The sequence below is a fragment of the Haloplanus rubicundus genome (assembly GCF_003342675.1).
Lineage (GTDB): Archaea > Halobacteriota > Halobacteria > Halobacteriales > Haloferacaceae > Haloplanus > Haloplanus rubicundus.
This window is the reverse complement of record NZ_CP031148.1, coordinates 256,057-273,005: the sequence shown is the minus strand read 5'-3', so window position 1 is coordinate 273,005 and position 16,949 is coordinate 256,057. Positions and strand designations below refer to the sequence as shown.

Genomic DNA, 16,949 nt, shown 5'->3' with positions numbered 1-16,949 from the left:
AAAACGTTGCGGGTCGCGGGCCGTCTACCGGCGGCGTCCGACGGCTCACCGACGAACCCGGACGGCGACGGCCACGGCGACGTAGCCGGCGATGGCCACGAGGACGACGGTGCCGCCGGCGGCCACGTCGTACAGATACGAGAGGGTGACGCCGGCGAGGGTCGCGACCTGCCCCGCGGCGACCGCCGCGACGAGCGCGCGCTTGAATCCGGTGACCGCCGTCGCCGTCGCCACCGGGATCACCAGCATGGCGGCGACGAGGATCACGCCCATGATCTGCATGGCGGCGACGACGACGACTGCCGTCAGCACGGCGAGGACGCGGTTGTAGCGCTCGACGTCGAGGCCCGCGGCGCGGGCGCCCACGGCGTCGAACGTGACGTAGAGGAGCGGGCGATACGCCGCGGCGACGACGCCCCCGACGACGACGCTCGACGCCAACAGGATCGCGGCGTTCGCCCGGGACACCGTCGCGAGCGACCCGAAGAGGTAGGCGTCGATGCCGACGGCGATGCCGCCGTCCGTCGCCGTCACGAGCACGCTCCCGACGGCGAACGACCCGGTCAGGACGATGGCGAGCGAGGTGTCGCGATACGTGCCGGCGTAGTCGACGAGCGTCTGGACGAGGAGCGCGGCGACGGCGGCGACGACGAGCGCCGTCAACAGCGGCGGGACCGTCACCGCGAAGGCGGCGTTCACGAACAGGCCGGCGGCGACGCCGGCGAACGCGGAGTGGGCGAGCGTGTCGCCGATCATCGCCATCTCCCGGTGGACGAGGAAACTCCCGACGACCGGCCCGATGAAGGCGATACAGACGGCCGCGAAGTACGCCCGCTGCATGAACGGGGACGCGAGCATCTCGATCCCGGTCAGCGCCGACAGGAGGTCCAGCCCGGCGCCCCAGCCGTCGAGCACCGCCTCGAAGACCCGTCCGACGACGGCGACGAACGGGACCACCGGCTCGGTGGGCGGAATCGGCGTCATCAGTGATCGTGGTGGACGACGCCGTGTGAGCCGCCGTAGGCCTCGGCGAGTGCGTCCGTCTCGACGAACGTGTCGGGGTCGCCGTGGAAAAACAGCGTCCGGTCGAGACAGGCCACCTCGGTGGCGTGGGTCGTCACGACGCCGATGTCGTGTTCGACGAGGACGATCGTGAGGCCGTCGTCGTTCAGGTTGCGGAGGAGGTCGTAGAACGCCTCACGGGACTCGGCGTCGACGCCGACGGTCGGCTCGTCGAGCGCGAGCAGGTCGGCCTCGCTCGCCAGTGCCCGGGCGATGAAGACGCGCTGGCGCTGGCCGCCGGAGAGGCGGCCGACGCGCCGGTCCGCGAGATCCGTGATCCCCACCCGGTCCAACGCCGTCCGGACCGCCCGGCGGTCGTCGCCGTCGAACCGACCGATCCACCGGTGTGGATAGCGTCCCATCCGGACGACCTCCTCGACGGTGATCGGGAGGCCGTCGTTCGCGGTCGTCACGTTCTGGGGGACGTAGCCGATGCGCTCGCCGTCGTCGAAGCGGTGCGCGGGCTCGCCGAACAGCGTGACCGATCCGCTATCGGGGCGCCGGAGGCCGATCAGGAGTTCGAGTAGCGTCGTCTTCCCGGAGCCGTTCGGCCCGACGAGCCCCAGAAACGCGCCCTCGGCGACGTCGAGTGTGACGCCCTCGACGACCGGCCGATCCCCGTACGCGAACGTGACGCCGCGGGCTTCGACGGCCGTCACGCGTCCAGCACCCGCTCCAGCGTCGGGAGGTTCACGCGCTCCATCACGTCGACGTACCCCCAGTCGTTCGCGTCCCACTCGTCGGTCAGTCCGGGCATGGCCGTCAGCGGGAGGACTGCCTCGGCGCCGGTCTCCGCGACCAGTTGCTCGGCGGCCCGCTGGGATTCCAGCGGGTCCGCACAGACGTACCGCAGGTCGCGGTCGTCGACGAGTCGTCGCGCCCGCTCGACGTCGCGTGCCGTCGGCCGGTCGTCGGGCGAGGCGTCGGTCAGCGAGACGACGTCGAGGCCGTAGCGATCGGCAAGATACCGGTGGGCGTTGTGTCCGGCGACGAGAATCGTCTCGGTCGATCCGTCGACCACCGCCGACGCGATCCGGTCGTGGAGGTCGTCGAGTCTGGCTCGGACGGTGTCGGCGTTCTCGGCGTACGCGTCCGCGTTCCCCTCGTCGACGGCGGTCAACCCCCGTCGGACGTTCCCCACCGCGTCCTTCACGCGGAGCGGGTCCATCCAGAAGTGCGGGTCCGCCCCATCGCCGTGGTCGTCGTGTGCTTCCTCGCTCGCGTGGTCGCGAGTCTCCTCGTCGGCGTGCTCGTCGTGAGCCCCTTCGTGCCCGTGGTCGTGTCCCGACCCGGTGGCGAGCAGGTCGATCCCGGCGCTCGCGTCGACTGTGGTCACGTCCGCCCCGTCGGCCGCGAGGTCGCGAGTGATGGCGTCCACCCACGGCTGGAACCCCGGCATCCCGTGGACGAACAGGTCCGCGCCGCGAATCTCCTCCCGAATCCGCGGTCCGGGCTCCCACCCGTGACCGTGCTGACCGACCGGGACGAGCAACTCCGCGGTCGCGGTGTCCCCCGCGACTCGCGCGGTGAGGTCGCCGAAGACGAAAAACGACGACCGCGCGACCGCACCGTCGCTCGACGCCTCGGCCGCCTCCCCGGCGGCGCCACCACCGAGACACCCCGCGAACCCGCCGATGCCGGCCGTTCCTGCCGCCGTCACCAACCGCCGTCTGGTCAGGTGCATCTTGGTTATTAACTCAATAGTATAGTATAATAACTTTACCACTACAGACGAAAGTTGAATATTAATCCCCGGTCGGTGCGCTCGCCCGGCCGCACAGACAACGCGCTTTTGCCCGTCGGCGCAGTAGGCGGGGCCGATGACTGCCCTCGACGCGAAACTCGACGCCGCCCGCGACGACTTGGCCGCCCGCGACGGCGTCGTCGTCGCCTTCTCCGGCGGCGTCGACTCGGCCGTCGTCGCCGCCCTCGCCCACGACGCCCTCGACGACGACGCCGTGGCGTGTACGGCCCGGAGCGAGACGCTCCCCGCCGCGGAACTCGACGACGCCCGCCGTGTCGCCGACGAAATCGGGATTCGACACGAGACGGTCACCTTCTCCGAACTCGACAACCCCGACTTCGTCGCAAACGACGGCGAGCGGTGTTACCACTGTCGGACGATGCGGCTGGGGAAGATGTACGAGGTGGCCCGCGACCGGGGTATCGGGACCGTCTGTGACGGCACGAACGCTTCCGACCCCGGCGAGGGCCACCGTCCCGGACTGCGCGCCGTCGAGGAACTCGAAGTGTTCTCGCCGCTGCTGGCACACGACCTGAGCAAAGCCGAGGTGCGCGAGGCCGCCGACCGCTACGACCTCTCGGTCGCCGACAAACCCTCGATGGCGTGTCTCTCCTCCCGTATCCCGACCGGCCTGGAGGTGACCGAGGAGAAGCTGACGCGCGTCGAGAAAGCCGAACGCCTCCTGCGGACGTGGGGGTTCTCGCAGTTCCGCGTCCGCGACCACGACGGCCTCGCGCGCATCGAGGTGGCGCCCGACGAACTCGACGCCGCCCTCGACCGCGAGTTCGCCCGCGCGGCCCGCGAACACCTCACCGACGCCGGCTTCGACCACGTCACGCTCGACCTGCACGGCTACCGGACGGGGAGCGTGAGTCCCGAGGGCGACGGGGCTGACGCCGGTCCCGATCTGGAGCAGGAGTATCCGGTTCGCGAGGACTGATCGATCCCCGTCGGTTCGGGCCGGGGGTGTGTCCGCGACGACGAGCTACGCCGGCGCTTCGTCGAGGAAGTCCGTCCGGTTCTCCGCGACGACCCGCGACGCGCCGTTTTCGACCTGCAGTTCGTTCAGCGCGCAGTTGTGCTGTTCGCCCTCCACTACCGCGGAGACGATGTCACGGTCGTCGACGGCGCCGAGGAGGAGATAGAGCGGGCCGCCGTGAGCGACGATTGCCACCGTCTCGTCGTCACTGCTCTCGGCGAGGACCCGCTCCCAGCCGGAGAGGACGCGTTCGCGCACGTCGCGGAGGCTCTCGCCGCTCTCCGGCCGGGCGTCGACCGCGTCCCGGCCGGCGCGGGCGAGCGACAGGCGCTCGTGGTCCTCGAACACCGTCTCGTGGGGGAGGCCCTGGTATCGGCCGAAGTCGCGTTCGCGCCACGCCGACTCGAAGGTCGGGTCGCGACCCACGTGGTCGGCGAGGTAGGAGGCCGTCTGTCTGGCGCGTCGGAGGTCCGAGGCGACGACCCGGTCCACGTCGTACTCGGCCGCGACGGCGGCGGCGAGCGCCCGCGCCTGTTCGTGCCCGCGGTCTGTCAGCGGCGTCGGCGCCCAGCCCTGCAGTCGCCCGTCGCGGTTCCACGTCGTCTCGCCGTGTCTGGCGAGGAGGACCGTCGGCATGGAGGGCCGTAGCACCGTCGCCTACAAGAGCGTTGCTCGGAAGGAGAGTGGACGACATCCGACCGCTCCGTTCGCCAACCGTTCTCACCCGAGATCAGTTGCCGGTCCAGCGCAGGAGCGCGAGCGTCCCCTCGAACAGGGTGATCATCGTCGCCGCGACGATGATGGGTGCCATCCCCGTCGGATCGGGGCTGATGAGGAAGGCGACGCCGAGGAAGCCGCCCCAGAACAGGAGGCGACGGTCTTCCAGCCACACCCGCGTGGTGAGGTTCATCATGATCGCCAGCATAATGAAGAGCGGAATTTGAAAGACGAGCGCCATGTAGCCCATGAGGACGAGAATGAGGCTGAACGTTTCCTTGAGGCCGAACGCGACGACGGCCGTCCCCGTGGTGTAGGCGGTGAAGTACGCGAAGATGGCGGGGAGGACGACGAAGTGGGCGAAGGCGACGCCGATCAACGCGAGAATGAGGCTGGTCGGGACGGCGGCGAGGTAGTAGCGGCGTTCGCGGGGAAAGAGACCGGGGCGCATGAACAGATACGTCTCGTAGACGGCGATGGGGAGGCCGACGACGAAGCCGGCCAGCGCCGCCACCTTGAGTTCGGTGACGACGAGTTCGAGCGGGCCGTAGAGCCGCGGCCGCCGGTCCGCGATAGTCGACGCACCGGGGATGTGGGAGTTCCAGAGGAAGTTGATCAGTTGGTCGGCGACCGGAAACACCGCGAGCGCGACGATGCCCCCGACGACGAGCACTACCGCCAGCCGGCGCACCATCTCCTCGATGTGGGCCGCGAGCGGCATCTCCTCGTCCGTGGCCGGTCCCTCCCCCACCAACCCCTCGTCGATGGCGTCGGCCGCGTCGTCGTCGGCCGCCGTGAGGTCGGCCGCCGTCTCCCCGTCGTCGACCGACGGTGCGGTCGTCTCGGCGTCGTCGACGGATGGCGATTCGGCGTCGGTCTCCACGACCGACTGGTCGTCCGTCTCCACGACCGACTGGTCGTCCGCCTCCACGACCGACTGGTCGTCCGCCTCCACGACCGACTCCGAATCGGCGTCGGTGTCGACGACCGACTCGTCGTCTGCCGTGTCCTCCTCGTCGTCCACCCGTCGATGCCGCGGTGCCGTGGAGTCGCGCATCTCCCGACCGGTTCGGGGGGCGTCGTCGGTTGCTCCGTCCTCGTCGTCGTCCGCCGCCACGACGCTCGGGTCGAGTTCGAGGTCCGGGTCCGCTTCGAGTTCGGAGTCGGAAACGGGGGCACCGACGGCGTCCGAGACGCTGCGGCGTTCGTCCTCGTCGAACGGGTCGGCCGTCCCCGTCGCCCCCATCGGCGCCCGTTCGTCCGCCGCGACGACGGACTCGTCGTCGTCGAGATAGTCCTCGATGGAGCCGCCGGGAACGTCGTCGTCGTCCGGCGAGTAGACCGTGTCCGTCTCGGGGTCGAACTGGCTGTCGTCACCGGCGTCGTCCCCGGCCGCGTCGCTCTCCCCCTCCGGGCGACGGTCTTCCGAGTCCGACGGCTCCTCGTCCGTCGGACCCGACGGTGGTCCCGACTCCGATTCCTCAGCCATTCACCCGACATATCCCCCGTGCTGTTATAGGCCTTTTTCCATCGTGTCGCGACGGGCGCGGACGATGGAGAGAAAAGATTGATAGCGGCGAGACGGTTTCGATAAGCCATGTCGAGCGCGCTCGATGAGGACACCCGGCAGACGCTGGACGCGGGCCGTGAGACTGCCGGCGCGATGCTCCGGTCCGCCCAGAAGGATCTGCAGAAGGTGTTCATCGTCTTCCTCGTCGGGTTCATCGGTTCCTTCTACGCCCTCCGACTGTACGTCTGGGGCTTCCTCGAAGGGATCACTCGGTCGCGGCTGGACGAGGTGGCGTCGGGCGAACTCCAGATCATCGCCCAGACGCCCTTCGACGTGATCCTCCTGCAGGCGAAAATCGGCCTCGTCGCGGGCATCATCCTCGGACTCCCCGTGTTCCTCTACTTCTCCCGCGACGCGCTTCAGGAGCGGGGGTTGTGGCCCTCGTCACCGGTGTCGCGGTGGAAACTCGCCCTCGGCGGCCTGCTCGCGGCCGGCCTCTTCCTCGCCGGCCTCGCCTACGGCTATCTCGTCTTCTTCCCCGTGATGTTCGCGTTCCTCGCCAACAACGCCCTCTCGGCGGGCTTCACCCCCACCTACTCCATCGTCCTCTGGGCGCAGTTCATCTTCCTGCTCACCCTCTCCTTTGGCCTCGCGGCCCAACTGCCGCTGGCGATGAGCGCCCTGTCCTACGCCGAAATCGTTCAGTACGAGACGTTCCGCGACCGCTGGCGGTACGCCGTCGTCGCCATGTTCGCCTTCGGCGCCCTCTTTACCCCGCCCGACCCGTTCACGCAGATCATGTGGGCCATCCCCATGCTCGTGCTCTACGGGTTCAGCCTCTATCTCACGAAGGTCGTGATCACGGCCAAGCGGGGGAGCGAGCAAATCAGCGTCGGCGCCGCCGCCGCCGGCCACTGGAACTTCATCCTCGGGTTTGGGCTGATCGGCGGCCTCCTCGTCTACGCCTTCTTCACCCGCGGCGGCCTGCCCCTCGCCAACGACGCCTTGGCGTGGGCGGGGAGCAGTCGGCGCCTCGCCGCCCCCGGATCGACCCTGCCGCTCTCCCGGACCGCCGGCCTCGCGCTGTGGACCGCGGTCGGCACCCTCCTCGCGGGCGTCGTCGCGTTCATGTACTACGTCTACGCCGAACTCGACGCCGCGGTCGACCCCATCGAGGTGGGCGATCCGACCGAAATCGACCTCGCCGAACTCGACGCCGCCGGGATTCGCGCCGCGCCGCCCGAGGCCTTCGCCGACCTGAGCGAGGACGACGCCGTCTCGATGGCCGGCGACGCGATGGACGCGGACGACAAGGAGAAGGCCCGCGCCATCCTCGACCGGTTCGACGAGGCCGAGACGGTCCGGGAAGCGGAAGGCAGCGCCGACGCCCCCCAGTCGACGACCGAGGAGATCGGCGACCGGGCGAGTCGCGCCGGCGGCACCTTCCTCGACGAGTTCACCGACGGCGAGACCGACGAGGACGACATCGGCGGCTACTACACCGACGTCGCCTTCATCCTCGACTCGCTCACCTCGCGCGCGTTCCGCATCGCCGCCGTCTTCGGTATCGTCCTCGCGTCGACGTTCGGGTGGCTCTACACCGGCGGCATCGGCCGCGTCTTCGAGCAGTTCCTCTCCCAACTCCCGAGTCAGGTGACGCCCGAGGACATCAACGTCGTCGCCCTCCACCCGATGGAGGCGCTGATCTTCGAGGTGAAGTTCTCGACGCTCATCGCCGTCTTCGTCACCCTCCCCATCGTCATGTACTACGCCTGGCCGGCGCTCCGGGAACGCGGGTTCGTCCGCGGCAACCGCAACGTCATCTTCGGGTGGGCCGCCGCCCTCGTCGTCGGCCTGTTCGGCGGCTTCGTCCTCGGCTACACCACCGTCGCGCCGACGGTCATCTCCTATCTCGTCGCCGACGGCGTCCGGGCGAACATGATCATCGCCTACCGCATCACCAACTTCTTCTGGCTCATCTTCTTCACCACCGCCGGAATCGGCTTGCTCGCGGACGTGCCCGTCCTCATGCTCCTGCTCAACACCGCGGGCGTCTCCTACCGGACGATGCGGGACCGCTGGCGCGAGGTGACCGTCGGCATCATGGCCTTCGCCGCCGTCGCCACCCCGGCCGACGTGATGACGATGTTCATGGTCACGATTCCGCTGATGGTCGCCTACGGAATCGGACTCGTCGTGCTGTTCGTGGTGACACTCGGCGGGCGGCGTGACCTGTCGCGGAGCCGGAGTGCGAACGCGTAGGATCAGGCGGTCGGCAGCCGTATCGTCACCACGCTCCCCCGCGGCTCGTTCTCGTGGAAGGCGAGCTGTCCGTCCGACTGCTGGACGATCAGCGTGACGAGCCAGAGGCCGACGCCGCTTCCGTGATACAGCGGTTCGATGTCGCGTTCGGTCGTCAGGATATCCCGTTCCATCTCCGGGATGCCCGGGCCGTCGTCGGCGACGCTGATCACGGCCGTCCCGTCGTGGACGGCCACGTCGACGGTCACGGTCGGCGTGTCCCGGTCCGAGTGATCGATGGCGTTCGTCACCAACTCGTCGATGGCGAGTCTGATGTCTCGGGTCGCCCGCACCACCACGTCCGCCGGCTGTTGGACAGTGAGGGTCGCCCCGTGACTATCGACGTTCGAGACGACCGACTCGATCAACGGAGCCAGTTCGACCGGTTCCGGCGACTGCGGGTTCGACAGCCGTTTGGTGATCTCGTGTTCCTTATCGACCGTGTGGAGCAGGCGCTCGCTCCGGTCGACGACGATCTCGGCGCATCTGGCGACCTGTCCGTCGCCGCCCGCCTGAATCATCTCGGCGTAGCCTTTGATGACGTTCATGTCGTTGTGGAAGTTGTGCCGGAGGATGCGGTCGAACACCCGTAGCTGTCTGAGGCTCTCCCGGAGGTCGTTCTCCAGCCGTTTGCGGTCGGTGATGTCCGTCTGGATGGTGACACTGCCCTGTTGCTGCCCGTCGGGACCGAAGATCGGTGCCCTCGTTCGACGGGCGTGGTACCGTTCGCCGTCAGCGCGACGATAGACGCGTTCGTCTTCCCGGTCGTGGCCGGGCGCTCCGGTCTCGCCATCCGTGTCGCTCGCGTCCGCCGCTCGCAACACGTCCGGGCGTTCCCCGAGGACCTCGTCCGCCGCGTAGCCGGTGAGCTCCTCGAACGCGGGGTTCACGTAGTCGATGCGACCCTCGCCGTCGGTGATGTACACCGCATGCCCCGACGCGTCGATGGCACGGTTCATTCGACGCAGGTCGTGTGCCTGTTCCCTGAGCCGTTCGCTCATGCGTCGTTGTTCGCGCAGGAAGCCGAGCAGGAAGTACGACGTGAGACTCGCGAGCAGATTCGCCCCCGTCTCGACGAGTTCGCCGAAGGCGTCGAGCGAGCCCACGTCCCGCGCGTACTGCACGGCTTCGTTCGCCTGATGGGCCGCCATGAGTCCCAGCAGGGCCACCAGCACCAGCGGCCGGTAGTCGTCGAGCCGCCGGATCGAGACGAGGGAGTAGGCGATTCCGAGGCCGAGTGCAATCGCCGGCACGAGGGTGAAACCCACGAAACCGGCCGGCGTCGTCATCGTGCTACGTGAGTGATGGGTGTGAAAATAGCTTGGGGTCCGAACGGCCGGACGGGCGTACGACGTCCACCGTGACGGTGGTCATCTCACTCCTCGACCAGCGTCAGCCGGAGGTCCATCACGTTCGTTCCCGTTGCCCCCGTGAGCACCGCGTCGTCGACGGCCCGGAGCGCCGGCGTCGCGTCGTGGCGGCGCAGGTGGTCGCGGGGGTCGATTCCTCGATGCCGCATCCGCGGGACCGTCGTCCCGTCGACGAGGCCGCCCGCCACGTCGGTGGGCCCGTCGGTGCCGTCGGTGCCGAGGGCGAGCGTCGTCACCGTCCCCTCCCCGTCGAGTTCGAGCGCGCTGGCGAGCGCGAACTCCTGGTTCGGCCCGCCCTTCCCACTCCCCTCGCCGACCCGCACCGTCGTCTCGCCGCCCGAGATCAGGACACAGGGCGGCTCAGCCGGGCGGTCGTACGTCGCCGCTTCCGCCGCGATGGCGGTCAGACAGGTCGCCACCTCACGGCTCTCACCCTCGACGGTCGTCGAGAGGATCAGCGGCTCGTAGCCAAGTTCCGTGACGCGCGTTTCGGCCGCTTCGGCGGCGTCAGCCGGCCCCGCGAGGACGACGACGTGGCCGGCCGTCCCGTGCGGCGTCTCCGACACCTCGCCGTCGCGGCCGCGCCGGAGGTGGTCGACGATCCTCGGGGACACGGCATCGAGCAGGTCGTACCGTGCGAGTACGTCGAGCGCGTCGGCGAACGTCGTCCCGTCGCCGACGGTCGGTCCCCACGGCTCGCCGGCCACCTCGTCGACGACGACGAGCGTGACCGCCGTCGCCGGGGCGATCCGCTCCGCGAGGCGGCCGCCCTTGATCGCCGAGCAGTGCTTGCGCACCGCGTTGATCTCGTCGATCCGGCAGCCGGCGTTCAACAGCGTCTCCGTCGTCGACGCGAGGTCGTCGAGCGTGAGGCCGTCGGCCGGGGCGACGAGCGTCGCCGACGCCCCGCCGGTAATGGGGAGCAAAACGAGGTCGTCCGGTCCGGCGGCGTCGGCGACGGCGAGCGCCCGCCGTCCCGCGTCGAGGCTCCGGTCGTCCGGGATGGGGTGTCCGGCGGCGACGACGTCGATTGCGTCGGGAACGCTGTCGATCTCGCCCGTTTTCTCGGCGACGACGCCTCCCGCGATCCGGTCGTCGAGGATCGCGGCCAGTTCGGCCGCGACCGCTCCCGCCCCCTTGCCGGCGCCGACGACGTACACCTCCCCGACGGCACCGAGGTCGTACGTCCGGTCGCCGACGCGGAGGCGGTCGCCGTCGCGGGCCACGGTTCGGGGAACGGTGGTTCGGGGGTGGACGGCGTCGACGGCCGCCGTCGCGACGTCGAGGAGGGTCTCCCGGGCCGCGCGGTTGCCGTGATCGACGAGTGACTCGCGGTTCCGGATCATCGGAGGGCGTCGCCGGGCGGGCCGAACGTCGCGGCGTCACCCAACTCGGCCTCGATTTCGAGCAGGCGGTTGTACTGCTCCGTCCGCTCGCCGCGCGTGACGCCCGTCTTGATCTGGCCGGCGCCGAGCCCGACCGCGAGGTCCGCGAGCCACGTGTCGGGGGTCTGTCCCGACCGCTCCGACACCTGGACAGCGTAGCCGTTGCGGGTGGCGAGCCGCGCGGCCTCGGTCGCCTCGGTGACGGTGCCGATCTGGTTCACCTTCCACAGCAGGGCGTTCGCGGCGCCGTGGTCGATCCCCTCCTGCAGCCGCTCCGGGTTCGTCGTGAACAGGTCGTCGCCGACGATCTGGACGTCGAGGCGGTCGGTGAGATCGGCGACGCCCGCGAAGTCGTGCTGGTCGAGGGGGTCCTCCAGCGAGACGATCGGGTAGTCGGCCACGAGGTCCTCGTAGAAGCCGAGCAGTTCGTCGCGCGTCATCGACTCGCCGAGCAGCGCGTACGTCCCCGTCTCGGCGTCGTGGAAGTGGGAGGCCGCCACGTCGGCCGCGAGGGCGAACTCGCCGCCGTAGCCACACGCCTCGACCGCCCGGAGTTCGAGGTCGAACGCCTCCCGCGGGTCGTCGACGCCGAGGGGGTTGTACCCGCCCTCGTCGCCGACGTTCAGCGACGCCTCGCCGTACTCGTCCCGGAGGATGTCGCCGAGTTCGTAGTAGACTTCGGCGGTCCAACGGACGGCCTCCGCGACCGAGTCGGCGCCGACGGGCACCACCTGATGCTCCTGAAAGGGCAGGTCGCCGCCGGCGAGTTCGCCGCCCTCGATCAGGTCGAAGAAGGGGAGGGGGAGGACGCCCGCGTCGGCGCCGCCGACGTAGCGATAGAGCGGGAGGCCGGTCGCCGCCGCGCCCGCCCGGAGGGCGGCCAGCGAGACGCCGGTGACGACGTTCCCGCCGAGCCGTTCTTTCTTCCGTGTCCCATCGAGGTCGAGGAGGGCCGCGTCGACGCCGCGCTGATCCGTCGCGTCGTGGCCGACGAGGGCCGGTTCGACGTCCTCCTCGACGGCCGCGACGGCCTCTTTCACCCCCTGACCGCGATACCGGTCGTCGCCGTCGCGGCGGTCGTGGGCCTCGTGGGCGCCCCGGGATCGGCCCCGCGGAACGTCGGCCCGTCCGGTTCCGACGGGGGTCTCGACGGTGACACGCAACGTCGGCTCCAGTCGGTTGTCGAGAATCTCGCGGGCGGCGACGGACTCGATGGGTGAGGCTGTCATCGGTCGCGCCTACTCCCGGTGGCTGTAAGTTCGTACCGGTGTTCGCTACCGCGGGGTCGTGACTACCGTGGACGGGTGACAGCCGCCGGTGGACGACGGCCAGCCGCTACGATACCGCCGGTCGGTCGGGGCGACGGCCTCACCCGTCGCGTCGCCCCTCCAACCGCTCCGCCTCGTCCCGAATCTCGTCGAGTTCGCACTCGACTTCGTCCCCGCCCCCGCCGTGGGCGTAGCGGACCGACGCGCCGAGTGGGGAGGGGACGAACCGGGCGTCGTTCGACTCCGTCCCGTCGTCGCTCCGGAGGCGATGGGCGAGTCGGGCCAGGAGTCCACCGATCATGTCAAATGGTACGGAGTCGCGCCGCATAAGCCTTCATACGGATGGTTGTAACTGTTCACCGGTGGTTCGCCGGACCGTCGTGGCGAACACCGGTACCGACTTCCAACGAACCGAATCAGCCGCCTCCGGACGGGCGCGTCGCCGACCGATCGTGGGGTCGCGACACGCGTCGGCCGAACCCGTCGCGTTTAAACCACCCATCGGTCAATATGCGCTGAAGAACACCATGCGAATATCACGGGGAGTCATCGGCTGCGGAGGTGCGTCGGTGTGAGCAAGATCAGCGTCGAAATTCCGGACGAACTGCTCGCGGATCTGGACGAACACGTCGGCGACGACGCGAAGTACGTGAATCGGAGTGACGCGATTCGTGCCTCGATCCGAAAGAATCTCGACGTCCTCGACGACATCGACGCCCGACACGGGCGGCTGGAGGACGAATGAGCGCCGACGACTGGCCGGTCGGCCGTGTCGCCATCCTGGCGCTGTTCGTCACCGCTCTGGTGACCGCGCAGTTGACGGCGTCGAAGCTACTCGCCATCCCGCTTCCGACCGCCGTACCGCGGATCGGGAACACCATCTTCCTGCCTGGGGCGGCGCTCGCGTACGCGCTCACCTTCTTCGCCTCCGACTGTTACGGCGAACTCTACGGCCGCCGCGACGCGCAGGTGATGGTGAACGTCGGCTTCGTGATGAACTTCGTCCTGCTCGCGCTCGTGTGGTCGACTATCCTCGCGCCCGCCCGCAACCCCGAGTTCGCCGCGCAGTTCGAGGGCGTCCTCGCCCCGGCGACCAACATCGTCGCCGGGAGTCTGCTCGCCTACCTCGTCAGCCAGAACTGGGACGTGATCGTCTTCCACCGCCTCCGCGAGGCGACCGACGGTGACTTCCTCTGGCTCCGGAACATCGTCTCGACGGCGACGAGTCAGGCCATCGATACGGTCATCTTCGTCGGCATCGCGTTCTACCTGCTGCCGCGGTACGTGGGGATCGGGATGGAGACGCCGTGGTCGGTGGTCGTCACGCTGATGCTGGGTCAGTACCTGCTGAAACTACTCATCGCGCTCGTCGACACGCCCTTCGTCTACGCCGTCGTCGGAATCGTCCGGTCGCGGGCCGACGCGGCCGCGAAGGCCGCCGCGGCCGCCTCCGCGGGTGAGACCGAATCGGTCGACGACTTCTAATCGAGCCGCTCGGCGAACGCGAACCGCGGTTTCACGTCCTCGATCCGCACGTCGACTTCCTCGCCCACCGCGGCGTCGGGGACGAACACGGTGAAGCCGTCGACGCGGGCGATGCCGTCGCCCTCGCGTCCCTCGTCGCTGATCTCGACGGTCAGTTCGTCGCCGGCGGCGACGGGTGCCGTCAGATACCCCTTGGCGACGAGGTAGAGTTCCGAGGAGGAGTCCCGGGAGGCGTCCGGGCGGATCGAGCGGACGTACTCGAATGACTCCTCGATGTCGCTCCGGAGGTCGGCGAGGTCCGGGCCGTCGAACACCTTCACCACGAAGTCGCCGCCGGGGGCGAGACAGTCGCGTGCCACGTCGAACGCCTGCCGGGCGAGGTGGACGGAGCGGGCGTGATCGACGGAGTACTCGCCCGTCATGTTCGGCGCCATGTCGGAGACGACGACGTCGACGCCGGCCGGCACGAGGGCCTCGTGGAGGCGGTCGACCGTCGCCTCCTCGGTCATGTCGCCGCGGACGGTCTCGACGTTGTCGGCCTCCAGCGGGCGGATGCGCTGGCGGTCGACCCCGACGACGGTCCCCGACTCGCCGACCGCTTCGGCGGCGACCTGGAGCCAGCCCCCCGGCGCGGCGCCGAGGTCGACAACACTGTCGCCGGCGTCGAACAGGTTCGCCGCCGCGTCGAGTTGCTTGAGCTTGTAGGCCGACCGGGCGCGGTAGCCCTCCTGTTTCGAGCGGTTGTAGTACTCGTCCCGGCCAGTCATACGTCTCCCCCCGGACGGGTCTCGAAGCCTGACGAATCGGTGGTCATACTCGCTCACAGGCGGTCGATCCGGAAAGGTACGTCGGATCGACCCGGCGGATGGGTCGAACGGCCGCCGTACGCCTCCCCCACGCCCCCACCGACCGTATCAGACCTGTTCCAAGAGCCGTTCGACGAGTGGTCCACCGCCGTACTGGACCCCCGACCGGTCGGACGTGTACTCGACGATGCCGGTCGTCTCGAGTTTCGGCAGGTGGACGTGTTGAAGCGAGACGACCAGTCGGTCCGGATCGGGGTCTCCGGGTTCGCGTGCCGCTAGCGTCTCGGCGAGCGCCGGCACGGATATGCTTCCCTCGCGCGTCTGGAGGATGCGGATGGTGCGCCGTCGACGCGCGTCCGATAGCACGCCGAAGACCGCATCCACTCGTTCCTCACTCGTCCGGTGTCGATTTCCCCCCGATCCCTCGCTCGTCGTATCGCCGCTTCGGTTGACGTTTGACGTTGTCATTGACACCCCCCCTGTGGTGTGACAAGTGATTCTCCGGGAGGACCCATGAACTTGTTGAATAGAAATACTGTCACTTCCGGTGTCACTCCCCCTCCTCGAACAACAGAGCGTTGGTGACGAACGTCACGATACCCCGGCGGAGCCGTTCGGTGACGGCCTGATCGGAAATGCCGAGTTCGTCGGCGAGTTCGATGGTCGTACACCGGCGAGGAATGTCGTAGTATCCCCGTTCGACCGCGAGTTCGAGCGTCCGGCGCTGTCGCGGTGTCAGTCCGTACCAGGCGCCGGCGTCGCGTCTCGTCGGGTTGTACACTCGCTCCACCTCGGCACCCAGTTTCGCTTCCACGCAGGCCGACCGGAACGCCGCCAGCGCGTCGTGGGACGGGAACCGCGTCTCGAAGGTCCACGTGTCGGCCGTCCCCGTCCCCCGGCGAACGATGCCGTCGTAGTCGTCGAGGAGCCCGAAGAACGGATCGACGCTCGGCTCCCACGTGATAACGTAGAGTTTCTGCCCGTCGAACTCCTCCAGCACTTCGAGTCGACACTCCTCTACGTCGACGAACGGATCGTCGATGCCGCTGGCCGGCCGCTCCTCGAAGGGTTCCGAGAAGGAGAAAATCGACGTCTCGCCGTCCCCCACCGATTCCACCCGTTCGATCTCCGTGGCGTCGCCGTTACGCACCGGAAACCGCCGACCGAATTCGAACTGGTGGGTCGGTATTCGTACGTCTGCAATGACACCCATAGATAGTCCGTTGGGGGATTGCTGACGGAGGATCATAGCAGGTATGCTTGGTTCACCATGTTTCGTTCGTCGCCCAGGGGACGCTGATAAATGCCGACCCGTGGCGGGCGGCCGACGACGGCGTGTGGTACGCTCGCGGCGAACAGCGGGTATTTTTAACGCCCCGGGCGTACCACTCGGTACATGTTCAAGGCCATCGTGAGCGCGTCGACGCTCCGGGATGCCCTCGACTCCGTGAGCGTGCTGGTCGACGAGTGCAAGGTACGGCTCAACGAGGACGGCCTGTCGATCCGTGCGGTCGATCCGGCGAACGTGGGCATGGTCGATCTCTCGCTCGATTCGGCCGCCTTCGAGTCCTACGAGGCCGACGGCGGTGTCATCGGCGTCAACCTCGCCCGTCTCGAAGACATCGCCGGTATGGGCAACGCGGGGGACCTCGTTCACCTCGAACTCGACGAGGAGACCCGCAAGCTCCACATCCGCATCGACGGGCTGTCCTACACGCTCGCGTTGATCGACCCCGACTCGATCCGGCAGGAGCCGGACATCCCCGACCTCGATCTGCCGGCACGGATCGTCGTCGAGGGCAACCAGCTCGACCGCGGGATCACGGCCGCGGACATGGTCTCCGATCACATCAACCTCCGCGTCGACGAGGACGCCGAAACCTTCCACATCGAGGCCGAGGGCGACACCGACGACGTGGACTTCGAGATGGGTCCCGACGACCTCATCGATCTGGAGGCCGGCCCGGCCGACTCGCTGTTCTCGCTCGACTACCTCAAGGACATGAACAAGGCGATCCCCGGCGACGCCGAGGTCACCATCGAACTCGGCGAGGAGTTCCCGGTGAAGCTGCACTACGAGTTCGCCGAGGGTCTCGGCAACGTGACCTTCATGCTCGCGCCGCGCATCCAGAGCGACTGATACCGCCGACTGTCCTCCGACGGCGAACACTTCGACACGGTACCCGACCCACGCTCACGCTCGCCTTCTCCGTTCACCCGCTCCGGTAGCGACCACGCTCCAATCGCCGGCCAGCACAGCAGTTATATACTTCCGAACATCAGCGGGTCTCAAATTGTCAGAATTATTGCCGATATTCCGAC

The 16,949-nt window shown here is 68.7% G+C and carries 17 protein-coding genes; 5 read left to right on the top strand and 12 right to left on the bottom strand.

Going from position 1 to position 16,949, the window contains the following annotated elements; genetic code table 11:
• Positions 1 to 45 precede the first annotated feature (45 nt).
• From DU484_RS02255 to DU484_RS02245, 3 genes are read right to left on the bottom strand one after another with little or no spacing between them, the layout of a single operon-like run.
• The gene (locus tag DU484_RS02255) at positions 46 to 984 is read right to left on the bottom strand and encodes a metal ABC transporter permease (RefSeq protein WP_114605003.1); all 939 of its coding nucleotides are present in this window, start codon (positions 982 to 984) and stop codon (positions 46 to 48) included.
• Positions 984 to 1,721, bottom strand: a complete 738-nt coding sequence (locus DU484_RS02250) for a metal ABC transporter ATP-binding protein (protein WP_114605002.1) — start codon at positions 1,719 to 1,721, stop codon at positions 984 to 986. Before DU484_RS02250 ends, DU484_RS02255 begins: the two co-directional genes overlap by 1 nt.
• Positions 1,718 to 2,746, bottom strand: a complete 1,029-nt coding sequence (locus DU484_RS02245) for a metal ABC transporter substrate-binding protein (RefSeq protein WP_114605001.1) — start codon at positions 2,744 to 2,746, stop codon at positions 1,718 to 1,720. Before DU484_RS02245 ends, DU484_RS02250 begins: the two co-directional genes overlap by 4 nt.
• 136 nt (positions 2,747 to 2,882) lie before the next feature.
• Here DU484_RS02245 and larE point away from each other — a divergent pair, with 136 nt between their 5' ends.
• Positions 2,883 to 3,746, top strand: a complete 864-nt coding sequence (gene larE / locus DU484_RS02240; RefSeq protein ID WP_114605000.1) for an ATP-dependent sacrificial sulfur transferase LarE — start codon at positions 2,883 to 2,885, stop codon at positions 3,744 to 3,746.
• A gap of 45 nt (positions 3,747 to 3,791) precedes the next feature.
• Here larE and DU484_RS02235 read toward each other — a convergent pair whose 3' ends face one another.
• Together DU484_RS02235 and DU484_RS02230 are read right to left on the bottom strand one after the other, a co-directional pair.
• A complete protein-coding gene (locus DU484_RS02235; protein WP_114604999.1) occupies positions 3,792 to 4,421 on the bottom strand; it encodes a histidine phosphatase family protein in 630 nt (209 codons plus the stop codon).
• A 94-nt stretch (positions 4,422 to 4,515) separates the two neighbouring features.
• Positions 4,516 to 5,748, bottom strand: coding sequence for a twin-arginine translocase subunit TatC (locus DU484_RS02230; RefSeq protein ID WP_449405126.1), 1,233 nt, complete (start codon positions 5,746 to 5,748; stop codon positions 4,516 to 4,518).
• A 351-nt stretch (positions 5,749 to 6,099) separates the two neighbouring features.
• Here DU484_RS02230 and tatC point away from each other — a divergent pair, with 351 nt between their 5' ends.
• Positions 6,100 to 8,274 carry a twin-arginine translocase subunit TatC gene (gene tatC, locus DU484_RS02225; protein ID WP_114604997.1) on the top strand — a complete coding sequence of 725 codons (2,175 nt, stop codon included), beginning with the start codon at positions 6,100 to 6,102 and terminating at the stop codon, positions 8,272 to 8,274.
• Positions 8,275 to 8,276: 2 nt separating this feature from the next.
• Here tatC and DU484_RS02220 read toward each other — a convergent pair whose 3' ends face one another.
• From DU484_RS02220 to DU484_RS02205, 4 genes are all read right to left on the bottom strand, one after another.
• A complete protein-coding gene (locus DU484_RS02220) occupies positions 8,277 to 9,602 on the bottom strand; it encodes a PAS domain S-box protein (RefSeq protein ID WP_114604996.1) in 1,326 nt (441 codons plus the stop codon).
• 86 nt (positions 9,603 to 9,688) lie between these two features.
• Positions 9,689 to 11,029, bottom strand: a complete 1,341-nt coding sequence (locus DU484_RS02215) for a glycerate kinase type-2 family protein (RefSeq protein ID WP_114604995.1) — start codon at positions 11,027 to 11,029, stop codon at positions 9,689 to 9,691.
• Positions 11,026 to 12,297: a phosphopyruvate hydratase gene (gene eno / locus DU484_RS02210; protein ID WP_114604994.1), complete on the bottom strand. Its 1,272-nt coding sequence runs from the start codon at positions 12,295 to 12,297 to the stop codon at positions 11,026 to 11,028. Before eno ends, DU484_RS02215 begins: the two co-directional genes overlap by 4 nt.
• A 139-nt stretch (positions 12,298 to 12,436) precedes the next feature.
• Entirely contained in the window at positions 12,437 to 12,637 is a 201-nt protein-coding gene (locus DU484_RS02205; RefSeq protein ID WP_114604993.1) for a hypothetical protein, read from the bottom strand.
• A 270-nt stretch (positions 12,638 to 12,907) separates the two neighbouring features.
• Here DU484_RS02205 and DU484_RS02200 point away from each other — a divergent pair, with 270 nt between their 5' ends.
• The gene (locus tag DU484_RS02200) at positions 12,908 to 13,081 is read left to right on the top strand and encodes a ribbon-helix-helix domain-containing protein (RefSeq protein ID WP_114584561.1); all 174 of its coding nucleotides are present in this window, start codon (positions 12,908 to 12,910) and stop codon (positions 13,079 to 13,081) included.
• Entirely contained in the window at positions 13,078 to 13,821 is a 744-nt protein-coding gene (locus DU484_RS02195; protein ID WP_114584560.1) for a queuosine precursor transporter, read from the top strand. Before DU484_RS02200 ends, DU484_RS02195 begins: the two co-directional genes overlap by 4 nt.
• Here DU484_RS02195 and DU484_RS02190 read toward each other — a convergent pair.
• The 3 genes from DU484_RS02190 to DU484_RS02180 all read right to left on the bottom strand — a co-directional run bounded on the left by DU484_RS02190 (position 13,818) and on the right by DU484_RS02180 (position 15,777).
• The gene (locus tag DU484_RS02190; RefSeq protein ID WP_114604992.1) at positions 13,818 to 14,588 is read right to left on the bottom strand and encodes a 23S rRNA (uridine(2552)-2'-O)-methyltransferase; all 771 of its coding nucleotides are present in this window, start codon (positions 14,586 to 14,588) and stop codon (positions 13,818 to 13,820) included. The two genes, DU484_RS02195 and DU484_RS02190, sit on opposite strands and share 4 nt — an antisense overlap.
• A gap of 147 nt (positions 14,589 to 14,735) precedes the next feature.
• Entirely contained in the window at positions 14,736 to 15,095 is a 360-nt protein-coding gene (locus tag DU484_RS02185) for a DUF7344 domain-containing protein (protein ID WP_114604991.1), read from the bottom strand.
• Between the two features lie 82 nt (positions 15,096 to 15,177).
• Positions 15,178 to 15,777 (bottom strand): helix-turn-helix domain-containing protein, encoded by a 600-nt coding sequence (locus DU484_RS02180; RefSeq protein ID WP_157969490.1) that lies wholly within the window; start codon positions 15,775 to 15,777, stop codon positions 15,178 to 15,180.
• Between the two features lie 246 nt (positions 15,778 to 16,023).
• Between DU484_RS02180 and DU484_RS02175 the strand changes: the two genes are divergently transcribed.
• Positions 16,024 to 16,767 (top strand): DNA polymerase sliding clamp, encoded by a 744-nt coding sequence (locus tag DU484_RS02175; RefSeq protein WP_114604989.1) that lies wholly within the window; start codon positions 16,024 to 16,026, stop codon positions 16,765 to 16,767.
• The last annotated feature ends 182 nt before the right edge of the window (positions 16,768 to 16,949 follow it).